Annotated in this window: 16 protein-coding genes; 6 read left to right on the top strand and 10 right to left on the bottom strand. The window is 47.8% G+C overall.

Translation table 11 applies throughout. The features are described from left to right. Nucleotides 1-124 precede the first annotated feature (124 nt). On the bottom strand, nucleotides 125-1,297 hold the full coding sequence (locus MHB85_RS22875) for an aminotransferase class I/II-fold pyridoxal phosphate-dependent enzyme (RefSeq protein ID WP_105599843.1): 1,173 nt from the start codon (nucleotides 1,295-1,297) through the stop codon (nucleotides 125-127). A gap of 94 nt (nucleotides 1,298-1,391) precedes the next feature. Beyond that, a complete protein-coding gene (locus tag MHB85_RS22870) occupies nucleotides 1,392-3,467 on the bottom strand; it encodes a methyl-accepting chemotaxis protein (RefSeq protein WP_179198420.1) in 2,076 nt (691 codons plus the stop codon). A 258-nt stretch (nucleotides 3,468-3,725) separates the two neighbouring features. Here MHB85_RS22870 and MHB85_RS22865 point away from each other — a divergent pair, with 258 nt between their 5' ends. After that, on the top strand, nucleotides 3,726-4,754 hold the full coding sequence (locus MHB85_RS22865) for a hypothetical protein (RefSeq protein ID WP_341073747.1): 1,029 nt from the start codon (nucleotides 3,726-3,728) through the stop codon (nucleotides 4,752-4,754). Between the two features lie 79 nt (nucleotides 4,755-4,833). Here the strand turns inward: MHB85_RS22865 and MHB85_RS22860 are convergent, their stop codons facing one another. From MHB85_RS22860 to MHB85_RS22850, 3 genes are all read right to left on the bottom strand, one after another. Next, nucleotides 4,834-5,553: an SDR family NAD(P)-dependent oxidoreductase gene (locus MHB85_RS22860; protein ID WP_341073745.1), complete on the bottom strand. Its 720-nt coding sequence runs from the start codon at nucleotides 5,551-5,553 to the stop codon at nucleotides 4,834-4,836. Between the two features lie 174 nt (nucleotides 5,554-5,727). Beyond that, the gene (locus MHB85_RS22855) at nucleotides 5,728-10,698 is read right to left on the bottom strand and encodes a discoidin domain-containing protein (protein WP_341073743.1); all 4,971 of its coding nucleotides are present in this window, start codon (nucleotides 10,696-10,698) and stop codon (nucleotides 5,728-5,730) included. A 260-nt stretch (nucleotides 10,699-10,958) separates the two neighbouring features. Then, nucleotides 10,959-11,321 carry a winged helix-turn-helix transcriptional regulator gene (locus MHB85_RS22850; RefSeq protein ID WP_192133549.1) on the bottom strand — a complete coding sequence of 121 codons (363 nt, stop codon included), beginning with the start codon at nucleotides 11,319-11,321 and terminating at the stop codon, nucleotides 10,959-10,961. Nucleotides 11,322-11,527: 206 nt separating this feature from the next. On the opposite strand from MHB85_RS22850, the gene MHB85_RS22845 reads away from it, so the two are divergent. Continuing rightward, the gene (locus MHB85_RS22845) at nucleotides 11,528-12,064 is read left to right on the top strand and encodes an NAD(P)H-dependent oxidoreductase (RefSeq protein WP_192133672.1); all 537 of its coding nucleotides are present in this window, start codon (nucleotides 11,528-11,530) and stop codon (nucleotides 12,062-12,064) included. A 116-nt stretch (nucleotides 12,065-12,180) separates the two neighbouring features. Here MHB85_RS22845 and MHB85_RS22840 read toward each other — a convergent pair whose 3' ends face one another. Continuing rightward, the gene (locus MHB85_RS22840; RefSeq protein ID WP_192133551.1) at nucleotides 12,181-14,244 is read right to left on the bottom strand and encodes a beta-xylosidase family glycoside hydrolase; all 2,064 of its coding nucleotides are present in this window, start codon (nucleotides 14,242-14,244) and stop codon (nucleotides 12,181-12,183) included. Between the two features lie 34 nt (nucleotides 14,245-14,278). Further along, nucleotides 14,279-16,207 (bottom strand): carbohydrate-binding protein, encoded by a 1,929-nt coding sequence (locus tag MHB85_RS22835; protein ID WP_105599835.1) that lies wholly within the window; start codon nucleotides 16,205-16,207, stop codon nucleotides 14,279-14,281. Between the two features lie 900 nt (nucleotides 16,208-17,107). Between MHB85_RS22835 and MHB85_RS22830 the strand changes: the two genes are divergently transcribed. Further along, nucleotides 17,108-17,467, top strand: coding sequence for a hypothetical protein (locus tag MHB85_RS22830; RefSeq protein WP_341073741.1), 360 nt, complete (start codon nucleotides 17,108-17,110; stop codon nucleotides 17,465-17,467). A 34-nt stretch (nucleotides 17,468-17,501) separates the two neighbouring features. After that, nucleotides 17,502-19,193 (top strand): exosporium glycoprotein BclB-related protein, encoded by a 1,692-nt coding sequence (locus MHB85_RS22825; RefSeq protein ID WP_341073740.1) that lies wholly within the window; start codon nucleotides 17,502-17,504, stop codon nucleotides 19,191-19,193. 510 nt (nucleotides 19,194-19,703) lie between these two features. Here the strand turns inward: MHB85_RS22825 and MHB85_RS22820 are convergent. Beyond that, on the bottom strand, nucleotides 19,704-20,057 hold the full coding sequence (locus tag MHB85_RS22820; RefSeq protein WP_105600022.1) for a DoxX family protein: 354 nt from the start codon (nucleotides 20,055-20,057) through the stop codon (nucleotides 19,704-19,706). A 140-nt stretch (nucleotides 20,058-20,197) separates the two neighbouring features. Here MHB85_RS22820 and MHB85_RS22815 point away from each other — a divergent pair, with 140 nt between their 5' ends. Both MHB85_RS22815 and MHB85_RS22810 read left to right on the top strand, forming a co-directional pair. Next, nucleotides 20,198-20,581 carry a winged helix-turn-helix transcriptional regulator gene (locus MHB85_RS22815; protein ID WP_105599832.1) on the top strand — a complete coding sequence of 128 codons (384 nt, stop codon included), beginning with the start codon at nucleotides 20,198-20,200 and terminating at the stop codon, nucleotides 20,579-20,581. A 24-nt stretch (nucleotides 20,582-20,605) separates the two neighbouring features. Then, nucleotides 20,606-21,643, top strand: a complete 1,038-nt coding sequence (locus MHB85_RS22810; protein WP_105599829.1) for an NAD(P)/FAD-dependent oxidoreductase — start codon at nucleotides 20,606-20,608, stop codon at nucleotides 21,641-21,643. Nucleotides 21,644-21,801: 158 nt separating this feature from the next. Here MHB85_RS22810 and MHB85_RS22805 read toward each other — a convergent pair whose 3' ends face one another. Together MHB85_RS22805 and MHB85_RS22800 are read right to left on the bottom strand one after the other, a co-directional pair. Continuing rightward, the gene (locus MHB85_RS22805) at nucleotides 21,802-22,596 is read right to left on the bottom strand and encodes an ankyrin repeat domain-containing protein (RefSeq protein ID WP_192133556.1); all 795 of its coding nucleotides are present in this window, start codon (nucleotides 22,594-22,596) and stop codon (nucleotides 21,802-21,804) included. A 73-nt stretch (nucleotides 22,597-22,669) separates the two neighbouring features. Next, nucleotides 22,670-23,650 carry a phosphotransferase gene (locus MHB85_RS22800; RefSeq protein ID WP_341073739.1) on the bottom strand — a complete coding sequence of 327 codons (981 nt, stop codon included), beginning with the start codon at nucleotides 23,648-23,650 and terminating at the stop codon, nucleotides 22,670-22,672. Between the last annotated feature and the right edge of the window lie 106 nt (nucleotides 23,651-23,756).

The following is a 23,756-nucleotide window of genomic DNA, read 5'->3' as shown; positions in this document are numbered from 1 at the left end:
GCACCAAATGACAAAATCCCCTCAGGTTTACAAGAAGCAGAGATCACGTTATCAAACGTGAAGCTCATACTCCCTGTAGACCTTGAGGGGATTGATGGTTGAGCGCATGCTAACGATGTTCCTGTTAGCTGGTTTTCAGTATCCCGCTGTGATTGACAGATTCCACAGCTTGCTGCAGTACTTCAACATCCTGAACAAGCGCGAATCGAACGTAACCTTCGCCTGAAGGACCAAAGGCACTACCTGGGGTTGCAATGACACCCGCATGTGTGACCAGATCCATGGCAAATTGCTCTGAGCTGTCGTAGTGAGCCGGAATGCGACTCCAGACAAACATGGTAGCTTCCGGTTTGGCAATAGGCCAACCGAGTTGGCTGAAGCCCTCACAGAGGATGTCTCTACGCTGTTCATATATAGCTCTGACCCGTTCAACCTCCGATTGATCACCGGTAATGGCGGCAATTGCTGCTTTTTGGATCGGTAGGAACATCCCGTAATCCATATTGGATTTTAGCTTTTTCAGCATGGAGACCATGGTTGTATTGCCCACACAGAAGCCGATTCGAGCTCCTGCCAGTCCGTACGTTTTGGACAGGGAATTGAATTCCACACCGACGTCCATGGCGCCAGGGAACGCAAGGAAGCTTCCACATGACTTTCCGTCAAATACGAGTTCGCTGTACGCGTTATCGTGGAGCACGATAATATCATACTTCTTCGCAAAGGCAATCAGGTCAAGATAGAACTGATCCGGTGCCATCGCGGTTGTCGGATTGTTGGGATAGGAGACCAGCATGAATTTTGCTCGTTGAGCGATATCTTCCGGTATATCCTGAAGCTGAATAACATACCCGTTTTCTTCTTTTTGCGGCATATAATACAGTTCTGCACCTGCCAGTAACGGTCCATCCGCAAAGACGGGATAGCAGGGGTCAGGGACGAGCACCAGATCACCTTCATCGACAATGGAGAGGGATATATGTGCCAGTCCTTCCTGTGAACCGAGCAAGGAACAGATCTGTGTTGCCGGGTCTAACTCGACCTGATAACGCTGCTTGTACCAATCGCTTGTAGCTTGCAGCAACTCACTCTGATCATTCACAGCATATATATAATTAGCCGGATCTGCAGCGGCCTCGCATAGTGCAGTTATAATATGCTGCGCAGGTGGGATATTCGGCGTACCCACACTGAGATCAATAACGGGCTGCCCGTTCTCCAGTCTGCGGCGTTTGATCTCCAGCAACCGGGTGAAAATTCCTTCATTGAAATGATCCATTCGTTTAGCAAAGTTCATGATGATGATTCAGCCTCCAATCCTCTTCGTACGCATATTCATTAATAATAAATGGACAGCGACTAAAAGAGAAGAGCAGGTGAAAGCTTGCAGATCATGACTTTACTTTAAACTGGCTTAGTTCGTCTTGCAGTTTGCCAGATAGCTGGTTCAACTGTTTCGACAGATCAGCTACCTGTTCGATACTATCCAGCTGATCTTGCGTGCTGGCGCTTACTTCTTCCGTTGATGCCGAATTCTCCTCTGTGGTGGAGGAGATAATCTCCAGTGCCTGGAATATCTCATCTTTGTGTTTGTGTACATTGGCGGTATTAGTGGTAATCTGCATCATACGTTGCTGCAGATCTTTCAGGTCTTTGTTAATACTAAAGAATACATGTTTGGTATCTTCTACGGATTTGGCATTCTCCTCCGCAATCTTCATACCGCGCATGGTATGTTCAACCGAAAGGGTTGTTTTCTCTTCAATAACATTCACCTTTTTGTTGATTTCCTCTGTTGCCTGAGCCGTCTGTTCTGCAAGTTTGCGGACCTCCTCGGCAACGACGGCAAATCCTCTTCCATGTTCGCCAGCACGTGCAGCCTCAATGGAGGCATTCAGAGCGAGCAGGTTCGTCTGAGAGGCAATCTGTTTGACTGTATCCACAAAACTGGATATTTCATTCCGACTCAGGTCAATCTCCTGGATAATAGAGGACATTGCTTGGGTGGACTGATGGTTTTCCTCGGACCATTTCGATAATTGTTCCACGACCGCAAGTCCTTGGCTGCTCTGATCAGCAGATGTCTGCACGACCGATCCCATAGCCTGCGCATCGGTAGCAATTTCATCGATTTGGCTGGATAAAGAGCCTGTTTTTCGTAAAATATTTTCCGTTTCGATGGACTGATAATTCGTTGCATTAGCAATCTCGTTGATGGCTGTTGATGTGTCATTCATGGTCACAGCTGTTCGAGAGGAGATGGCTTGCAGATCATTCGACGACTGGTTCAGGATTTGCGCCGAGCTGCCGACCATTTGCAGCATGACCTGAATTTTCTGTACCATGGAATTCAAGCCTGTAGCGATTTGTCCAATTTCATTATTAGATTTGATATCCAGTTGGACAGTCAGATCACCTTGTTCAATCTGTTTAATCTTAGCCAGCAGCTGTGGTATGGAGCGTAACAGACGGCGAAGGGTAATGTAACAGATAATCACAAGTAGAAGGGTAGCTGCAGCAAAACCGCCAAGCGTAATCCACGTGAACGTTTTTAATTCCGCGAGAACTTCTTCTTCGGATATGGTCAGACCAACGGACCATCCCGTATCCTTGCTGGTAGCGTAGCCGATATAACGACGCTCCCCATTGTCGTTCATAAGCTGTACGCCGTTTTCACCTGCAAGCATTTTCTTGCCAATGTCCCCCATGTCCCCCGTACTGTCCAGGATGTTCTCCTTCAAAACCTTCTCTTGATCCGGATGGTACAGAATTTCCCCGCTCTTGGACAGCAACATGGAATAGCCCGTGCTTCCAAGGGAATAACTCTCCATAATCGCCGGAATATCCTTAAATGCAATATCCGCTGCGGCAAAGCCGATCGTGTTGTTGTTGTCGTCTTTGATCGGATAAAAGATACCCATAAGTACATTGCCTGCTGCAATATCAATGTACGGATCGGAGAAATAAAGTCCGTCTGCGGTGGTAACCGGCTTGTAGTATGGACGCGACTGGATATCGAAGTCCGGTGCAGATACGACACCATCATTTTGAATCCAAAATCCTTTTCCATCCAGACCGGCGACCCAGGCATCGGCAAACGATGGCTCTGCCTTAACGATAGCGGCGAGTGTTGCCTGTGTCTCCGCAGCGTAGGTTGAACTTTTCGCATCCGCAGCAGATGCTGTTGTTTCTATGTATTGCTGAAATAATGTGTTGGTGGACATTTGCTTGACCAGTGCGCCCTTTTCCTTGAATAGTGCATCAAATTCACTAACAATGGCTTGTGTCTTGGTCTGGAGCATGGATTCCTGCTGTTTCACCAGAATGTTTCTTGTACTTGCAAACATAAATGTTCCCAGCACGGCAAAGACAACTACGATAATGACGAGCAGCACAATGGACAACGTATTTGCCATACTGGATGTCCGTGCTCCCGTTTTCCCCCACTTGTTTAACATGTTCGACATATTCCATCTCCCCAGATGATTATTAAAAAGCTCAAAACGCCTAAGTTATATGTCGGTATGATCTATAGTTTTATGTAGATTTCTGTCGAATAATCCTGAAAGCAACTTAAAGAAAAGGCATGAGTATGAGAAGGATGAAAGGGAAGAAACGAAAAAAGAGGAAAGGAATGAAAAAACGGGGATCGGTGGTGGTTCATCCAGGCGATCTTGTTTATAATGGAATGAATTGGAACTATGGGTGGAAAAGGGGGATTATCTGTGAGTGAGTTATGGCATGCATCAATACAGGGGGTTCCATGGAATGCCGAAAAGATGCACCAGGCGGTACATCTGTTGCGTCGCAGAGCAACGGTTCATTTTCGCGTTGACGCGGATACATACGAGGACCTTGCCGAGCTCGATGCCAAAGTATTCTTTGCCCGGCCGGATCTGATCCTACATATATCACATACGGACCCTAAAGGGGTATATTCATCCGGATTTTTGGGGCGACTGGCACAGTTGAAACATGTGTCTGCCTTGCAGCTTGATCTTTCGCAGGCACAGGATTTGACGATACTGGGTGCGATGGAGCAACTGCAGTTTCTAAGATTGAATTCACCTGCAAAGGCGACTGGGCTCGATTTTATTAAACACTACAAACGATTGACCTTTCTTGAACTGCGTGGCAAATTCAACGGATTTGCTTCCATTGCGGCATGCCTCCAATTGCATACGCTCATTCTGAACTGCACGGTCGAAAGTGCTGATGTGTTAGCGGAACTGCCCATGCTTCAGTATCTATCCCTGGATCACTGTGAGTTAAAAGGGAGATTGGATGTATTGACACAGTCGACCATCTCGATGTTGAAGCTCAGCTCTGTTCGCAAACTGACAAGCATTCAGGGACTCGAACAGATGCGCGGGCTGGAATATCTGCATCTGTCCTTGCCCAAGTTGGAGCAGTTATGCGACTTTTCCCAGATGACCTGCCTCAGACAGCTCGAACTGGACTATATGAAATCGTTGCGGGATACCGAACATCTATGGACAGCCGGCACTTTGGAATCTATTGAACTAAAAGAGATGAATACGGCGCTCAAGGCGGATTCATTTGCTGGACTGACCGGGCTGGAGCATTTGCGCCAAATCGATTTTCGTTATATTGATGTGAACAAAGGACGGATTGCCGCTATGCGTGATCACCTGGCCAAGGCAGGAAAGTCGAATTTGTTATATGAAAATATCCCTGAGCATGAACGCCTGAATTCTATAGGTATTGCGCACTTATCGCATGTATTAATGTAAACGGGCGTCTGTCCATCGTGTGTATACAGAGCGCACTCCGGTGAACCGACCGATTGAGGCGTGTAGATGTCATTGCTATCTAGGTGTTCGTATCCGTTAATGCGGGTATGTTGATCTCTTTCACGCAGGCCGCTTTGGACAAGCTGATGATACATCGAACGATGGAGACCATATCCTGGAGGGGAATGCGGGTCCCATCATACTCGGCGAGTGCACGTTCCATTCCGTCTTCATAAGGAATCTCTGCCGCCAGTTCTCCCGGGTTAATACATGTCACCGCGATGCGGTCCTCTCTCGTATGCTCTCTTAAAGCTTCCGTAACACCCCGTATGGCAAATTTGGAGGCGACAAATGAAACCTGGCTGTTGCCTGCATTGCTCAAACCGGCTGTTGAACCGATCAGGATGATCTTGCCTGCCTCTGACTGGCGAAGATGAGGCAGTAAAGCCTGTATACATACAATCGTTGAGGTCACATTCACATGAATTAGCTGACTGATATCTGCGGGTTCATCCCGATCAAACGTATAGTGCTCTTCAAATCCTTCCTTCTCCCAGATCCCCACGTTATAAATAAGCACATCCAACGTCTCGCCTTGAAGCTGGTTGGCAATATGGTCCGCGGCTTGAAGTTCGGAAAGATCTGCTTGAATCCATATTCGCTGAACGCCATCCTCCACGTTCAGACTTTCCGGCTTGCTGCGGGAGACCACCCAGACTTTATCACCGGACTGTGGCACGCCTCTAACGAACGCGTCACCCAATCCTTTGCTCGCCCCGAAGACAATTATATTTTTCAAATGAAGTCCTCCTTATCGATTAGAATGTAGTGAATATACATTAATCTATATCTTACTACAGAGGTTATGTATGGAACATGAAGTTTGAATGAGATATGCTTCATCCTTGGCATAGAAAAACCACCTCTGTCCCGCAAGAACGGGAGAGAGGTGGTTGAACAGATCATGATGACATTAATGGTAAAGTTTTAACTCGGCAATGGACCACCACCACTCGGGAGTGTCCGCGGTCAAAACCATTTTGATGTATCGCGCCGTTTGTTTGGAGAACGTATGTGAAATGGCGGGTCCTGTTCCCAGGACTTCCGTAACCCCATTCCAGTGCTCGCCATCATCAGAAGTGAAGAACTGGAAACTGCGAGCATAATCGTTACTGCTGCTGCCCGAATCCATGGTCAAGCGACTGAAGCTCTGCTTGCTTCCCAGATCAATCTGAACCCATTGATCGGCATGTTGACCAGATGAAGAGGTCCAGCGTGAGTTCAGATCGTCGTCTAGCATCGCCGCAACATCTTCAGAGGTGGAGGCAGTCGCTGTCCATGATGTTCGATCCAGTTCAGCAGGTAGCAGATGATCCTGTTCCCCGGATATCCATGGTGTCTGATCAGCGGTATAGACCTCGAATTCAGCCACGGACCACCAATGAGAAGCAGTACCCGTCTGTACGACCTTAATATAACGTGCCTCTTGCGTTGCAAAGGGGATAGAAACCATCGAATCTGATCCTTCACCCGAAGCCAGGGCATCTCCCCAATGCTCTCCATCCAGGGAGGTATATACTTCATAACCGCGAGCAAAGTCTTCCCGGCTGTGCGCGCTGTCCAGCACAATCCGATTCACTGACTGCGAGGTTCCCAGATCAAGTTGAATCCATTCGCCGCCTGTTTGAGTCTGACCGGAGGTCCAGCGTGTTTGGTCCGAGCCGTCGACTATAGCCGATGCATCGTCTCCAGTGGAAGTGATCACGGACCAGCCGTCTGGCAGCAAAAGTTTTTGTTTGCCCGTTCCATTATGATGAATAAACAACTCGGAGATCGACCACCATTGATCGGAATCCCCGGTCTGCACTACCTTAACATAACGTGCCTGCTGTTCAGGGAAGGTGATGGACGTGCGTCCAGGCGTGCCTTCGCCGCCTGCAATGGACGTGCCCCAGTGTTCACCGTCATCCGAGACATAAATCCGATACTGTCTCGGATAGTCTTCTTTCGCATGACCCGGGTCCAATTCTATGGCATCGAAAGAACTCTTTTGGCCGAGGTCAATGGTAATCCATTGTCCTTCGATTTGTTTCCTCCCATTTGTCCATAGGGTATCTGAACTTCCATCCAGCATATTGGCTGTCACATCGGCTCCTTGAGTAGAGGAGGCGGTTACGATCCATGAAGAGCGATCTGGAAGCGGTATGGGCTGTGGGAACTCCGGTGTTGCTTCAAGTTTGCCAAAACGGGCAAGCTTGAGTTCAGAGATCGACCACCAGCTGTCCGCAGAGGAAGTCAATACAATCTTGACATAACGGGCGGTTTGCATGCCTAATTCCACGGACAAACTTGGAGATGTTCCAGCGCTCTCTGCGATAGGCTGGCCCCAGTTCTCGTTATCTTTGGATACGTAGATTTCGTACCCGTGAGCATAATCACCGCCGTTGTTGCCGGAGTTCATGAATACCGTATCCATAGACTGTTCGCTTCCCAGATCAATATGCAGCCAATCGCCGGGCTTCTGAAGCTGTCCGGATGACCAGCGTGTAGTCAGATCACCGTCGACCATGCGCTCTACCGGCTCCGAACTGGAGGACGCCGTAATGGTCCATTGGCTCCGATCGAGATAGACTACACCCTGAGAGGCATCCGGCTGTTGAACAACGGAATGTTCCAGCGGGTTAACCTTTACTTGCGCTTTGGCATAAACGGTAGCCGAACCCAAAGCGCCATTGGCATTGTAGAAATGCACTGTTTTGACAGTGTCGGACGGATTCCAGATTTGCGCTGTATAGACGCCGTCTTTTTCATACACGGTTGCTGCCGGATCATCTGCCCATATATCCATCGTGCGTGTTCCCGTAGAAGCCATGCTGTGCATGAACCAGTACGCGTTAAAGACTTCATTTTGCTGCATCTCGCTCGTATTCCATTTGGCTAGAGCACCTTGCGGGTCTCCAATGGACTGGAACGGCCAAATAATATGCTGCCATGTGCGTTCCTGCTGACCGCCCAGATCCTTGATGAGACCATTGTAGAGAGCCTTAGTATTCTGCGGATCACGTCCATAATAGGTCATCCATTCCGCTGGTGGCAGCCAGTGAATACCGTAAATGTGCTCGGCCTCATTCGAGAAGTACGTTCCATACAGGTAGGCGCTGCCGTAGACATGACCTACCGTAGCATGTGGGTAATCCTCCAGCCAGTTATCCCCGTCATAGTTAAACCAGTATTGCTCGGCAGCCTTCTCTTCGGTCACGAAGCCCCAGATCCCGGTGTCGCGATAGGCTTTGTTGCCTGTCACCTCACCCCACATATATTGGCCGACCCAACTAAAGAGGGCTTCACCTGCGGCCTCCTGGTTATTCCCGCTGCGATTATCGGCGTAACCACCTGCCCAGGAGTGGCCTGCGTACGCATCAAAATTGCGAAGCCTTGGAAACTGATCATCTGTCCGTGAAGGATTGGCGTAGTCCCGAATCAGAAGGTCAACCATGTCGCCGTAATCTTGCAAGAATGTCTGGTCATATGTGGCCAGCACAGCCGATGCAAAAACATAATAGCCGTAGGTAAAATGATGATCTGTCAATCCGGTATTAACACCAAATCCACTACCGTAAGGGAAAATGCTTCCCCATTCATCCGAATAATAAAAATAATACGAGTGCAAAGGTTCATCCGGCGAATAGGTATACCAATCTGTCAAAATGTTTCGAAGCAGGGACAGATAGTGGTCTCGTCGTACCGTATCTCCGATCTGGTCGCTGATGAGTACACCCAGCGCAAGCGGATGAAGTTTTTTCCCTTGCCAGTAAGGATCCTCGCTCATCAGATTGCCTGCCGTATCCGCGTCAAGCTGATCCAGATAGCTGATTAATTGTGCACGCGAATAGGTTGGATCATCCGGCTCCACAAATTGCGGGATAATGCCATAGAATCGATCCTGTGTCGTAAACGTATTGCCTTCACTTAATTTCATCATGCCGCGAATGGAAGGGTAAACAAGCTCCGTTATCGGAGTAGTCGCCAGTTTCCATTGGTGCGGGAACAAGGCCATGAGTGTCTCGGAGGAAAAGCCTGCCCGCTTCGTCTGGGTTACCGAATTGAAGGTAGTCGTTACCAGTGAAGTGCTCTCGTTATAATTGTAGTCCACTTGTGTATCGGTAACAAAGGCGTAGGCATGCTGGTAATAATAAGGCAGCTCTGCCGCGGACGGCAGGGTAGCCAGTGACAGATAGTTTTCGCTCTGGCCCAGCTTGATCTTGAGCGTATTGCCAAGTTTCATAAATACGGTTCCTTCAGGTGCAAAGATCCCGTAATTTCTTGTAAAGGTCTGAGGCTTGGGCGCTCTGTCCTGATTGGTTATTTCAACGCCGATATGATCGGCCGTCAGCGATTCTCCATCCTTCAGAACAATTTCACGGTTCTGATCATCGAAGAGACGTGTGATGTTGGGCGAACGAACAATAATGGTATCCGGGTTATCGAAGGTGTTGTACAGGAAAGGGGAACCCTTCACAAACGTGGTGTTCATTTTGGCCGTGTCATCATCGCTCATGATGATCGTTGCAGAATAATCCCCGTATCCCGCCACCTTGGTATTGACCTCCGCCGGATTCATATTGCTGGTGGTCATGATCAGATCCGGTTCCCCGTCAGCGTCCATAGAACCGCCATCAGCCGAAACGTAACCAGCTCCGGGATTCAGAAATTGAAGTCCTTGTTTGGTATATCTGCTTTTGAGCGGGAGTGTGACCAGACTGTTGCCATCCCCCAGATCGGATACAAGAATAGACTGCCACCAGTCATTGGAAGGGAGAGGCGCCGTAATATCAGTCGTACGATTTTTCGGATTTTTCGGCTGCAGCATCGTGATGTCATTTACAGCGTAACTGCCGGAACCCACCTGTACCGAGGACGGTTCAGGGATATTCGGAATGGTATGCGCAGGTTTGGCATCACCTTCGATATACTCGTAGACATCTAAGGCGTACAGGGAGTATCCGTTGGTTGTTCCTCTGCCAAGTCCGGCCAATTTCACATACCGTGCTTCAGCGTATACCGGAATTTCATCCCGTCCACCGTTGCTGTGCAGTTCCCGGTACAATGTAGTCCATTGCTGTGCATCATTGGATACTTGAATATCATATGCACGTCCGAAAGCGTTTTCCCATTGCAAGGATACGTTCCCGATTTCCCGGATCAGTCCAAGGTCTACAACAATCCATTCCTGATCCTTGTAGATGGAAGACCAGCGTGTATCCGGATTGCCATCCGTTACATTCCGGGCTTCGTAATTCCCTTTTTCCATTTTGGCTTTATCCTCGGCTGAACGGCTGGGCTCATCAATTTCTTCCGAAGACGCGGTAACCGGTTGTCCGAGTGCAAGGTTCATGGCTGCTGGTTTGGGAGGTGGATTTGCTCCGCCCGTCCCGTATACATTGAATTCGTATACAGAGATGCCATAGGCTGGCTGTGCTCTTTGATGACTGAACAAGCGCACATATCGTGCCTCCGCTGTGACCTCAATTTCGCTCAGGCCGCCTTGCCCCTTCATTGTCGAGTAAACAGACTGCCAGTTGACCTCGTCGTTGGATACTTCCAGTTCAAAGCTGGAAGCATACGCATTTTCCCACTGGATGGAGATGCCCGAGATGGAGGCCACCGCGCCTAAGTCAACATAGATCCACTGCGGATCTTGCTGCCATATACTTTCCCAGCGGGTGTTTTTGTTGCCGTCAACCACATGGTCTGCCGTATTGCCCCCCAGAGATGAGGAGCTGTACACAGGCCGGTTCAGGGATAACAGATGATGTTCCTCATCTGCGGCGTTCACTTTTGAGACCGGCCACAGCGGGATGCTGCTAATCAACAACAGAACTGATAACAGCAAGTTCATGTAGATGTTGCGTGTTTTTCCTCTTTGACTCGTTCGTACCTTCATATGACTCTCCTTCTCCTTTGTTTGCCCTTTCCATCTCACCAGATAGAGCTTATCTTTTTCCCTTACTCGCTACCGTATGTATCATTCTGTTCTCCCATGTTGCATTTGTGAGATGTGAATCCAATGCTCAACACGGGATATTCAGGTGTCCCATTTTGTATATCGATCATTTGGTCTGGAATATAAAGGTTTTTTAAACGTTTTCGTGGAAAAAGAGACATATGTCCTACTTAATGTATGGAGGATGTGCAACTGTGAAATCAAGACTCGGGCTGGTTGTTCTCCAACAATACAACATCTTCGCCCCGCTGCTGTCTGAGAGCAATATTGTCCCTTCCCCAAGTACACATGACATCAATGATGGTATTGGCGGTAACGCCATACTCTGTAAGTCCGTATTCCACTTTGGGAGGCATCTGCTGGTAGACATGTCTGGTGACAAGGCCGTCCCGTTCCAGCTCGCGTAATTGTTGAATTAACACTTTTTGCGAAATACCCGGGATGCTGCGCTCTAATTCGCCTGTTCTCTTGACTCCGGACATCAATAAACAGATGATCAAGGCTTTCCACTTGCCACCTATAATTTCGAGCGTCGCTTCAATGCCCAGATTGTATTGTTTCATATCCTGATTCACCTCAAGTTAAATTTTACGTGTTATATAGGGTGTAACTATTTATTTTCTCATGGTTCTGACACGAAAGTCCATACACACTTTGAGGTAAGCATCTTACTTCATTGTGTGTATTTTCTTTTGACTGGATGTGATCGATAATGGTCCATATCCAAATATAGAAACCAACACCCTGGATGGGAAGAAAGGAACTTATGATGAAAACACTTGTTATTCTGGCACATCCCGATATGGAAAGTTCGAGAGTCAATCGTCGCTGGAAGGAGGAGTTGCTGCAGTATACAGATAATATTGCTCTTCACGAATTATATACGACCTACCCCGATTGGAAGATTGATGTCTCCCGAGAACAAGAGTTGCTGGAGACGCATGATCATATCATGTTGCAGTTCCCGTTATATTGGTACAGTTATCCACCGCTGTTGAAAAAATGGTTTGATGACGTGTTCACTCATGGATGGGCGTACGGATCGAAAGGAAATCGATTGAAGGGAAAGCGGATGGGACTGGCGATGTCCATAGGGGATAAGCAGGAGAACTATGCGAAAGATGGTTCTATCGGTTACAGCGTAGAGGAACTTGTTGCACCTTTCGTAGCAAGCATGAATCATATAGGGGTTCAGGCGCTGCCTCATTATGCAGTCTACGGTGCCTCGTTCCAGGCTACGGATGAAGAGATTAACCGAAGTGCTGAAGAATACATGCGTTATATAAAACAGTTCCGGGATTTTTAAAAGTTAAAAGCTGAAACTCTTCATAAGAAATGTACTGAAAAGGACCTGGCTCCACACATGGTGAAGTCCAGGTCCTGATTAATAACCGAAAAATTAATAACCCAATAAAACCACATTTATTCTACGCGAAAATAATCAAAATCTGCATATCCTCCGGTAGACTTCGTTGCATAATTGAATAGTGCAAACCGGTATCCCATAAAGTGTGGCAGGGTGTAAGACATTTGAAGTGTATTGCCAATGGTTGTCCAGTTGCTGCCATTCAGGCTATAAGCAAAGTAGGCTTTGTCGGTTTGGTTCGTAAAATCACAGATGACGCGGAGATAGATTCTGTTCTGGTTTAATGGCACAGTTGCTACTTCAGTCATGGTGCCGGAACTGGCATTAGCCATAACGATGGATTTGGTGCTGCCCGTCATTTTTACGCCGACAAAACCATATTTGGCCTGAAAAGCAGCGAGTCCAGCATAATCACCATCCTTCATGCCTGCTGTATCCAAAGCGGTCATCCCCGTACTTTTTGGACCAAAGGTTCGTTGTGTCAGCGTGTTGCGGGCTTCTAACAGGTTTTTGCTGATTTTGCCTGCAGTTAACCGCATAAAACCGGGCCGCTGGAGCAGGGACCAGTTGGCAGTATCAGGGTTATGATTCCACTGCCAGTATGGAGCCAGACTGGATGTGCCGGTAGATGAATTGCTCGTCAGTGAGACGTCATCCACATAAAACGCCATCAGATCATTGGTAGGGTCCGGATTCGAGTTATACGGTGTTTCCACAAAAATAAAGCTTTGGGATAGGTCTGCATTCGACGGAACGGTATACGTACCTTGAATGGTACCCCACTGTCCGCGGGTAAGCGTCGCACTGCCCATAATGGTAATTCCGGTATAACTTGCACCATTCTGGATGCTAAGATTGAACGTTTTGGTTGCAGGACCAGTCGTGTATTTGATCTTAGCCGAAAAAGAGTACGTTTCTCCCGGTACCAGCTTGCCTGTAATCATCTGTTTGGCACCGCCTGCTGTCTGCTGTCTGCCGCTGACGAGCAGGCTTTTGGAACCGCCAAAAGCTTCGGCATTTGTTACGGTGATGTTCGCCGTATTGTTGCTGGTCCAGGGCTGAATGCTGCTCTCCTCAAAGCCGCCGTTCACTAACAGTTGCGTTACTGAGGGTGTGCCTGATGTGGTTGAGTTGAACTCATCGGACCCGTAGATTTTGGCAGCAGGCTGACCTTCAACGGGCATATTCATGTTCAGGGGAACCTTGCCGTTCACCCCAAACACAGGCCAGTTATCGGACCATGTCACCGGCACGAGATAGGGAATGCGTCCAACAGCCCCGCTATCTCTGAACAGCAAGCCGTACCATGCACCGGATGCGGTATCCACGATACCTCCTTGGGCAATGCCCGAGTCTCGTAGTACAACTTTACCTGTGTATGGCCCTGTCAAAGTGTTTGCACGATAGGCAAGCTGAATGCGGCCATCACCTGAAGGCCAGGCAATCAGGAATACATAGTACATGCCATTGATCTTCTGAATGTGTGCTCCTTCTGCCTTTACGATCATGTTAGAGCCAGCTATGCTGCTTGCGTTTGGAATCAGAACCTGACTCAGCCCGCCGGACTTGACGGCCTTGGCATCAGGTGTCAGCTCAACGATACTGATGTTATCACTGCCATGAACAAGAAAGGTTCGATTCCCGTCAAACATAAGGGAGGGGTCATGATAATAACTGTTCAATGTGTAAGGTGTCCATGGCCCTGTTTCAATATTGCTGGTTTGGTAAATATATGTCTTGCCCGTGGAAAGCGAGCCAAAGGCCACATAATATATACCGTTGTTGTACCGCAAGCTGCTCGCCCATGAACCACGCCCATACTCGTTTTGTCCGTTGTTCAGATTTTGTATATCCCCGTTTCCAAGCGTATCATACACATAGTTTACGATGCTCCAGTTGACCAGATCATAAGACTTCATCACAGGTACACCCGGATTCATATGCATCGTTGTGCTGGTCATATAGAAGGCATTGCCCACCCGGATGACATCACTGTCAGGAACATCCGCATAAATGACAGGATTGCTGAACGTTGATGCGGAAGCGGTAGGACTTGTCGTTGACAGCGATGCCAGGAGTAACGGAATTGAGAGCAGAAGCGTACAGATTTTTTTCCACATAACTTGTCCTCCCAAGTCTATCTTGACCTTTGTGTTATTGCGAGTGTTCAAGATAATCAATATAAGCATCCCACGTACCATTATCCGTTGTTACGACCAGCTTGACTTCCTGATTGCCTGTAGCATGTGTGATGTTCGACAGGGTCTGTACGGTCGGTTGTGTACCGGTAAAGTAGAATGAACCCGCCGTTACACCCCCGATGACAAGATCGACACGGGCCGTCTCATTGTTGTTGGAAGCACCGCGGACAGAGAAATGATGGGTTGGGAAAGCATAATATTGATTGTATGCTGCATAATCATTGTTGGCGTAGAGCGCTACTCCATTAAAAGGGGAGCTGATCACACCGGCATATTGACCGCCAAGTGTCATGCTTTCCGTTTCGATGCGAGTAACGGATGGGTTAGGATTGGGGTTGGGGTTGCCGCCCGAACCGGATGTAAACTGCCAGTAATCCAGTTTGAACAGGTTTCCATTACCTGAGCCTGTAAACACCAGATACAAACGATGTACGCCCGTAGCGTTGGTTACATTGGTCTCCATCTCGCGCCACGTTTGCGAACCGCCGGTTGAGCTTACATTAAGTGTTCCAGCCAGAGGACCTGTCGGACTGTCCAGTCGTACCTCGATGTTGCCATTTCCGGTAGAAGCGACATTAGCCTTGAACTTGGAGGCTCCAGCTGAGCCAAAATCAACATTGCCGACCGCGATCCAATCTCCATTATGAATATTAGTAACATTCTGATTGGCTACAGGTCCACCGCTCGCTTGACTCGGCTCGGTGTTAATGCCTGCTTGCCAGCCAATGGTTTCCGCTTCCACCCGGACATACGGGTTGAGGTTGGTCGTTTGGGATACACCAGTCATGTTACCCTGCACTTCCTGGATGGAGCCATCCGCGTTGTGGGTCAGCTTGTTAATGTGGGTGGAACGGTACCCTTTGCCATCCCCAAGGAATGCTTTACTTACCGTTTGTGCATGGTACGCCACATACCATTCGTTGTTGAACTGGAACACGGCATGGTGGTTATTGCCGCCTACCCCGAAGAACGTGCCGGGATTTTTCAGAAAGTGTCCTTTATACGTGAAAGGCCCCATTGGGCTGTCGCTAACCATGTATCCGATCTCACCTTTCGGATATGCCGTGGGATGTGTTCCCGCGAAGTTGATGCAGTAGGAGTAGTAATATTTGCCGTTATACTTGTGGATGCCAGAATCTTCGAACATATAAGGAGAATCAATAGTAACCGCGCTGCCCACCACGCTGGTCATGTCGGCACCGAGACGAATGACTCGAGCTGTTTTGGGATTGGCAATGGAAGCAGCGTTGGTATCGTTCGGAATGCCGCCTCCAGCATACAAGTAAGCAGAGCCATCATCATCGACAAGTACAGCCGGATCAAAGAGCCAGGTTACTCCGGACATACCCGGTGTACCGTGAGTCAGGAGGGCACGTCCGATTGGGTCTGACCACGGTCCAATGGGAGAATCAGCCGTGAGTACCCCGATACCTCCGCCCGAGTTGGCAAAATACAGGAAAAACTTTTCTTTGCCAGCAATGGTTTTCTTCGCCATGGCAGGAGCCCAGGACTGAGTAGCCCATTTGGCAATTCCTTGTCCATTATTGGCATTATTCGCACCCGCTACCGGGATGGAACCATGGTCTGTCCAGTTCACCATGTCAGCTGAGGAGATGACGTTAATTTTCCCGATCGTGCTGTACTGGTTCTCTCGGACAGAGCCGTCACTGTTGTACAGATAGGCATCACCTGTCATGTAGACATAGACCCGATTGTTATGGACGAGCACATAAGGATCGGCTCCCAGTTTATGATCGATGAGGGGATTAGAGTTTCCAGGAAGTTTGGCAACGGCTGCATTGGCTGCATGGCTTGATTCCACGGGCAGGGTGACAAAGATTAACAGACACGACAACAACAAAACTAGCGGTTTACGAATCATACGTTTCGCCTCCATGAGATTGGATTAGTTGGTGAGCTAAAATTCAGGATAGCTGAGATGATGAAATGCCGAAAAAACGAAAAGATTTTCCTCATGTCACCCCCTTCTTGAAATAATGGTTAGATTGGCTGTTAGGATAAGTCTTCATGTTGTCATATATGGTTTAAGCCAGACAACCTGTGTACCGGGTACGTAGTAACGGCAGCAAGGGGAGTGGCTATAACCCGTAGTAAGCCTGCATCTGTGGGTGCGTTTAGAAAAGCTATAATCTGTCAGGTTTCTTTTTGTAATCGCTTTCAATAAAATGAGTTAGAACACTGAAATTTGGCGAAGAAAGAGGTTTGGTCACATTTAAATGTAATTATTTTTCATATTTTCTTTTAAATGTTTATTAACTTGACGATATCATATCACAATTTTAAGATAATACAATCTTTTTCTATTTTTAGTAAAGGATGAAGAGACCATTATTATTCTATGTGTTTAACATTGGGCTTAATGGTAAAATACTCTCTCGTATTCTATAAAACTGCACTTTCAAGCATAGTTTTACCCGGCCAACAATTAGATACGAGAAAAAGACGTCTTAAGCTGCGACCGTTTCCCTGGAATCTACCGGGGGAACGGTCATTTCGTTTTTTTCTGGAATCGATCCTGGTTACATAACAAAATCTACTCTTACTTGCTGACCAACTTTGATATTGCATATTTTTCTCTTTGCTGTACATATCCCAGTTTTTATATAGCTAAAGCCCTGTGCGTAATAGGTTGTTAAGTGACAATGGTGGATTGCCCCCTGTGTTTTGTCCACACCGTTGATTGAGTGTTTGAATATTACTATCGAGTGAGCTTATGCCAAATACTGCTAGAGTCAGAGGTTCATAAAGGTGGGATGGGAAAATGGCTATTTTGTCAACTGGGCCGATTGAAAACAATCCGGTTTCCGGGGTTAGACCGACCCAACAGGTAACGATTAGATTGGTAAGTCGGGCTGAGGTGGACTCGGTAACCGTGTCCATTCAGGGTTATGTGCTCAGCACAACAAGAACGCTATATGTGAGTGAAGTGATCAGTATTGCCCCTAATGAAGCAGTGACCCGAAATTATTTTGCGAATTTAGATGCTTTCGAGTTTGTTTTTGTAACAGCACCAGAAAGTGTGGACGAAGTGGGAATTTCAGTGTGGGGCAAGCAATCGTCCGGGCAATTGGTAGATGCACACCGGGTGGTGGAGCACGAAAAAACAGTTAATGACATCTAGGAGATCAGAAATCCCCAAAAGAGGAGATGTAGCGATGAGCTTTTTATCAACAGGGCCGATAGAAAATAATGCGGTTGGTGGTGTAAGACCGACTCAAACAGTTACAGTAAGAATAGCTAATCGTAGTGATGTGACAGTATCAACCGTACAGATACAAGGGTATTATATGAGCGGTGGCTTGAGGGTTTTGTATGTCAGTGAGTCTTTTGACATCGCACCGAATCAAGTAATAACCAACAATTATTTTGCGAATCTGGACGCCTTCGAGTTTACTTTTACAACAACAACCATGGTTAATGATCCTATTCAAGTATCTGTATGGGGTAAGAGCAGTACAGGCTCATTGGTAACAGCCCATCGTTTGGTTTCTTCCGAATTGCTGGGTGAAATCCCAGGTATCACGGGAGCCACAGGTGCAACCGGAGCTACAGGAGCAGCAGGCACAACGGGGGCAACCGGAGCAACGGGAGCGACAGGCAGTGGGGCAACTGGAGCGACAGGCACGGCAGGTGTAACCGGAGCTACAGGAGCAGCAGGCACAACGGGGGCAACCGGAGCAACGGGAGCGACAGGCAGCGGGGCAACCGGAGCAACGGGAGCGACAGGCAGCGGGGCAACTGGAGCGACAGGCACGGCAGGTGTAACCGGAGCTACAGGAGCAGCAGGCACAACGGGGGCAACCGGAGCAATGGGAGCGACAGGCAGCGGGGCAACTGGAGCGACAGGCACGGCAGGTGTAACCGGAGCTACAGGAGCAGCAGGTACAACCGGAGTAACGGGAGCGACAGGCACAGCAGGTACAACCGGAGTAACTGGAGCCACAGGCGCAGCGGGTACAACCGGGGCAACCGGAGTAACTGGAGCCACAGGCACAGCGGGTACAACCGGAGTAACGGGAGCGACAGGCGCAGCAGGTACAACAGGAGTAACGGGAGCAACGGGCACAGCAGGTGTGACAGGGGCAACTGGAGCGACAGGCGCAGCAGGTACAACCGGTACAACCGGAGTAACGGGTACAGCAGGTGTGACAGGGGCAACTGGAGCCACAGGCACAGCGGGTACAACCGGGGCAACCGGAGTAACCGGAGCGACAGGCACAGCAGGTACAACCGGAGCAACGGGAGCAACGGGCACAGCAGGTGTAACAGGAGCAACGGGAGCCACAGGTACAGCAGGTACAACCGGGGCTACGGGTGCGACAGGTTCTGGAGCAATTATTCCGTATGCATCAGGACTTCCGGTTGCGTTGACTACGGTATTGGGTGGACTTTTGAATACTTCCAGTTTAGTTGGTTTTGGTAACAATGCTACAGGAGTAAGTGTTACCGGAGGAATTATTGATCTCACTGGCGCTGCGGGTACCTTGCTTAACTTTGCTTTCTCGGCATCACGTTCAGGAACGATTACTTCACTAGCCGCTTATTTCAGTACGACTGCCGGACTTAGTTTGGTTGGATCTACAGTAACGATAACTGCACAATTATTCCGTTCCACTACACCTAATAACTCCTTTACAGCTGTACCGGGTGCATTGGTAACTTTGGCTCCTGCACTTACCGGGGTTTTGGCACTGGGGACAATATCCAGCGGGTTAACTACGGGACTGAGTATTCCGGTATCGGCAGGTGACCGCCTGCTGATGGTCTTCTCAGCATCCGTAACAGCCGGAATTGATGTGGCTACAACCGTGGCCGGTTATGCAAGCGGTGGGCTTACCATCACGTAACGGAAAATGGGCTATATAACAAGTTTAAAGACAGGGACCCTTGCCAACATGGTGAGAGGTCCCTGTTTATTTGTGTGCACAACTACGATAGCATAACACTATTGGAACAGATCGCAGGCTTCGTCGGTAAATAGGTGTGTATTCTGTCCAGGCTTTTTCAAATGTGGCAATGTTATATATAAGTCGCGTTTTTGTTTTCAAACTCTCTTTTAATGAAAGATAAGGACTATGCAAAAACATAAAAAGACGAGGATTGCTCCTTGCCTCGTACATACCGTGGTCTACTCCATTTCACTCTGTTTGGGTTAGGCTGTCTACGACAAATTTAAGTTGGGCTTGCAACGAAATCAGGTCACTAAACACGAAGCCACGGCTTTCCTCACGATAAACGTGATTATTCTGGACAGCAGGGAGGTTATCCCAGATAAGACCTTCAAAAACGGAATCCTCACTCTCATCACCTGTCCATCCACTTTTGAGTTTTTTTTGGATTTGTACTTCACCGTTTCCTTATAGTCTTTTAAAAGCCACGATCAACGCAAGAACTATAAAAAAGATATTCACGCCTAGCTCCCGGTACTCTTTACGCCAAACATGAAACAGCATCCCGAACAGGGTGACCGTAGCCAAAGCGATTGCGGCGATGGGCGTAAGCACCGGAGTGATGTTCAGCGCCCAAGGAAAAACAAGGCCAAGCGCTCCTAGTAGCTCCGCGATTCCGATCAAAATAACTAGACTTTTTGGCACATTATTGACCCAGGCCCAGGTCTTTTTTGACGACTCGATACGAATGGTTTTCATCCATCCTGAATATACAAAACCTAGCGCCAATATGATTTGTACGATCCATAACGTTACATTCATCTTTTCGTATCCCTTCACTTGCTCGATTTTAATATCTGCCTCTATACTAAAGTGAGAAGGCCCAATCTGGAAGTAGGCACTTAAACCTAACGAGGTAACCAAAAGTATACCCGGATATGGTCAGAAAGTGAGGAATAAGAATGACGGTATATTGCAAATTCGGAACGGCCTTGGATATCCTCACGGGTAAATGGAAATCTTTGATCCTTCTACGACTGCTGAGCAACGGTACAATGCGGTTCAGCGAATTACAAAAAGCCATTCCGGATATTTCAAAAAAGATGCTGACCCAGCAGTTAAAAGAACTGGAGTATCACGATATTGTGCATCGAGAAGTATATGCCCAAATTCCGCCTAAGGTCGAATACTCGATTACGGAGTACGGACAGCTCATGAAACCTGTGCTCCAGACAATGAGCGACTGGGGAGCCGGCCATGTGCAGCATATGGAGAAGCTGTACGGCGAAGAAGACGAAAAAGGAGCACACCCATCCGAACCTCGGAAAATCGATCCCTTGGGGTGATAGGGTGACAAGGGAGAGTTAGTTTTGAATAAACAAAAAATTGTGATTATTGGTGCAGGGATTGTTGGGGCGTGTATGGCCTATCATCTAGCCAAACGAAATCAAGATGTAACTGTTATTGAACGGCACTCAGCCGCGGCGCGTGAAGTCACAGAAAAATCATTTGCCTGGATACATACGACGCATAGAGTGGCTCCTGAATACTGGCATTTGTACGATGCAGCTGTGGAAGAATATCACACACTTCAGCAAGAGTTGTCCGAACTGAAAATTCATTGGCATGGCGCGCTAACTTGGGACATTCCGCCTCTAAGGGAGCAACAATTTCAAAAATTAAACCGGGAGCAGCTTGAGGCATTGGAGCCCAATCTGAAGGAATATCCGGATGAAGCCATGTTTGTCAGCAAAGAAGGTGCGGTGGACCCTATAGTGGTAACGGAGCTGTTGTTGAGCAAAGCGCAAGAGTACGGAGCAAAGATTCAGTTCGACACCAATGTTACACAACTGAAGCAAGAGGGTTCCCGTCTGGTTGGTGTTCATACATCCAGGGGTTTTGTGGAGTCAGATATTGTGGTATTGGCCGCAGGAACAGGTACACCCGAACTTTGTAACCCGTTAGGTTGTCACGTGCCAGTAACTTTGTCACCTTCGATTCTGATTCGGATAAAAACTGCTAATAAACGGATACACACATTAATCTCCAATGCGCAATTTGAAGCGCGTCAACTGACAGATTATACGCTGCTGGCTGCGGAAGACTATATCGACGAGTCGGAGGAAAACGGACCACAGGCGGTCGGTAAGCGAGCTTACGACACATTGCGTCGCAGTCTCAAGCACGGAAATCAACTGGAACTGGAGAGCATAAAGGTTGGATGGAGACCTATGCCTGAAGACGGTTATCCGATTGTGGGCTTCCATGATCACATGAATGGACTTTATCTGACGGTAATGCATTCTGCAATTACGCTGGCGCCGCTGATTGCGAATCTGGCTGCAAGTGAAATTATTGATGGAAAATCAAGAAATGAATTAGACCCTTGTCGCCTCTCACGTTTTTAGAATCACCACACAACGAAAAGTACATCGCTCAAGTGGTGATGTACTTTTCGTTGTGTATATTTGTTGGAGTCTTCTACACATCCCCAGTAGCCACTGGATTCTCTTTATAACTGTATTCGCAGCCACTGGCAATTGGCAATTCTATGCTAGCCATTCATCTACCTGTGAATCTCGCTAGCGGATTTGGCACCTTGACTTTCAAGCCACGGGATCAGTTCAGCTGAAAAATTACGTTTTGCTGTGTCCAGTGGAGTCAATCCATCCCAGCTGGCTATCCAATTCAATTCGGCACCTTGGTCAAGTAGGTACTCGGCTGATTCTCTTTGTCCTCCATGGCAAGCACACCAGAAAGCAACGGTTACTGCATCGGGAGGAGAAGGGGAGGTGCTTGTTCCCCAAGGATAACGTTCTGGGAGTTTAGCTCCTTTAAAGTGTTCTTGTATGGCGTGAATATCTCCTAGGGCGGCCGCATGCCAAAGGGCAAAGATCGCGCCGCGCTCAACCAAGCGCCGTGCTGCATTCCATTGTGCGAAAGCAATAGCATCGTCCAGCGGTGTGCCTCCGGCGATGACTGCGCCAGGGGCTTCAATATCTGCGCCAGCATCAAGAAGGGCATCGAGCACTTGAACATCATTGGAGCTTGCAGCCCAATGCAAAGGTGTCTCGATGTTTGGACCGACAAAAGGAGCGTTCACTTCCGCACCGAACTTGGTCAACACTCGCACGGTATCCGCTCCATTAGGGAAGTGCCCCGGCCAATCCGTTACCACGTGCAGCAGCGTTCGAGAGATTCTGGAATCTGAATCTACGTTGTCAGGCTTTCTTTCCAATATTCTTATCTTTGCCAACCCGGGATTCTCTGCCAGCAGTTGCTGTAACGATGGAATATCTCCAGTGTGAATGGCTTGAATAAAGCTCACTGCAAGTTTTTCATCTTCGTAAATAAATTCCATGTTCAAACCTCCTTTCAGGCTTATATCCATATTCATGTTTATAGTGTTATCACAGTTTGATTAAGCGGGATAATTAAACTTTTTGGCTAAGCATCTGAATTGCACATCTGGCATGATACTCCGCGAGGCCTCTTGCGAATTGCTGATCGGGGAATTGTCTGTGAAGCAGTTTCAATCCTCCTGATATCAAGGACAAATGATGGCAAAATCGATAAAATGTCATCCGCTCCGGGTCGAGATCATTATTTTTTAAGTAGTGATAAAAGTCTCCAAATCGAAACTCCAGAAAGCTATGCTCATGTTCGAGATCGAAAAATCCTGCGCCCTCAATATCAATAAGGCATGGTTGCATAGCATGATCTATCCATATATGATCCGGACCTAACTCTCCATGAATGAAACTATAGAGATCTCTGGGTTGAATGGCTGCTTCCAATTCGTAAAGTTTCTCAAGCAGCCTTTCGTCATTATTCCTTATATCTGTCATGTGCTTGGATGCATAGGATAAGGCTGCTTCGGCATCTAAGCGCTGAACTTGGTAGCAAGGCCCAGCCTTTTTGTTGTTATTGTTGGCGTTTCCATAAACGTTTCTTTGGATGTTATGCATATTAGACAACATATCCCTGATCCGTTGAAACAACACATCCCGATCTTTGTGGTTTTTATGCTGGAAATAGGCTTCGGCTTTTTGTCCATCCACATACTCAACAAGAGCAAAATCATAAGAGTGTCGGTCTCTATCGTTATTTAGATCATACAAGATTGGTGTTCGAATTCCATGTTGAGCGAGAAAGCGAGTATTCAAAGAGAAAAGTTCGCTGCCATAGGAACTGTGGAAAGTGGAGTCATTCAAGATCTCTTCCTGAAAATAGTTGCTGGAAATATCCCAAACGTAAAACATACAAGTGAAACCATTCGTGCAATCAATTTTGTAAATGACTTTTTGTGCGCCTCCATGAATTCTTGCGCTCTGCGTTATGTGGTAACCGGCACCAAATACATTGTACAGATAATCCTGTAATTCTTCACGAGTAAGATGGTTGTTGGAATTCATTGATTTATGCTCCGTTTCATCTGTATTTTGCCGGCCAGCAACCTAAATATATAGAACATTTCCCCAAAAATATAGACTGTTTCTTTTCGATCTGTTATAGTGTTGC

The organism is Paenibacillus sp. FSL K6-4396 (genome assembly GCF_038002525.1).
In the GTDB taxonomy this organism is placed as follows: domain Bacteria; phylum Bacillota; class Bacilli; order Paenibacillales; family Paenibacillaceae; genus Paenibacillus; species Paenibacillus amylolyticus_B.
This window is presented reverse-complemented; position numbering and strand designations above follow the sequence as displayed.

Bases quoted from the DNA above. Each gene is read 5' to 3' on its own strand.
- MHB85_RS22875 (WP_105599843.1), bottom strand. From the start codon at position 1,297: ATGAACTTTGCTAAACGAATGGATCATTTCAATGAAGGAATTTTCACC.
- MHB85_RS22870 (WP_179198420.1), bottom strand. From the start codon at position 3,467: ATGTCGAACATGTTAAACAAGTGGGGGAAAACGGGAGCACGGACATCC.
- MHB85_RS22855 (WP_341073743.1), bottom strand. From the start codon at position 10,698: ATGAAGGTACGAACGAGTCAAAGAGGAAAAACACGCAACATCTACATG.
- MHB85_RS22850 (WP_192133549.1), bottom strand. From the start codon at position 11,321: ATGAAACAATACAATCTGGGCATTGAAGCGACGCTCGAAATTATAGGT.
- MHB85_RS22845 (WP_192133672.1), top strand. From the start codon at position 11,528: ATGAAAACACTTGTTATTCTGGCACATCCCGATATGGAAAGTTCGAGA.
- MHB85_RS22840 (WP_192133551.1), bottom strand. From the start codon at position 14,244: ATGTGGAAAAAAATCTGTACGCTTCTGCTCTCAATTCCGTTACTCCTG.
- MHB85_RS22835 (WP_105599835.1), bottom strand. From the start codon at position 16,207: ATGATTCGTAAACCGCTAGTTTTGTTGTTGTCGTGTCTGTTAATCTTT.
- MHB85_RS22830 (WP_341073741.1), top strand. From the start codon at position 17,108: ATGGCTATTTTGTCAACTGGGCCGATTGAAAACAATCCGGTTTCCGGG.
- MHB85_RS22825 (WP_341073740.1), top strand. From the start codon at position 17,502: ATGAGCTTTTTATCAACAGGGCCGATAGAAAATAATGCGGTTGGTGGT.
- MHB85_RS22820 (WP_105600022.1), bottom strand. From the start codon at position 20,057: ATGAATGTAACGTTATGGATCGTACAAATCATATTGGCGCTAGGTTTT.
- MHB85_RS22815 (WP_105599832.1), top strand. From the start codon at position 20,198: ATGACGGTATATTGCAAATTCGGAACGGCCTTGGATATCCTCACGGGT.
- MHB85_RS22805 (WP_192133556.1), bottom strand. From the start codon at position 22,596: ATGGAATTTATTTACGAAGATGAAAAACTTGCAGTGAGCTTTATTCAA.
- MHB85_RS22800 (WP_341073739.1), bottom strand. From the start codon at position 23,650: ATGAATTCCAACAACCATCTTACTCGTGAAGAATTACAGGATTATCTG.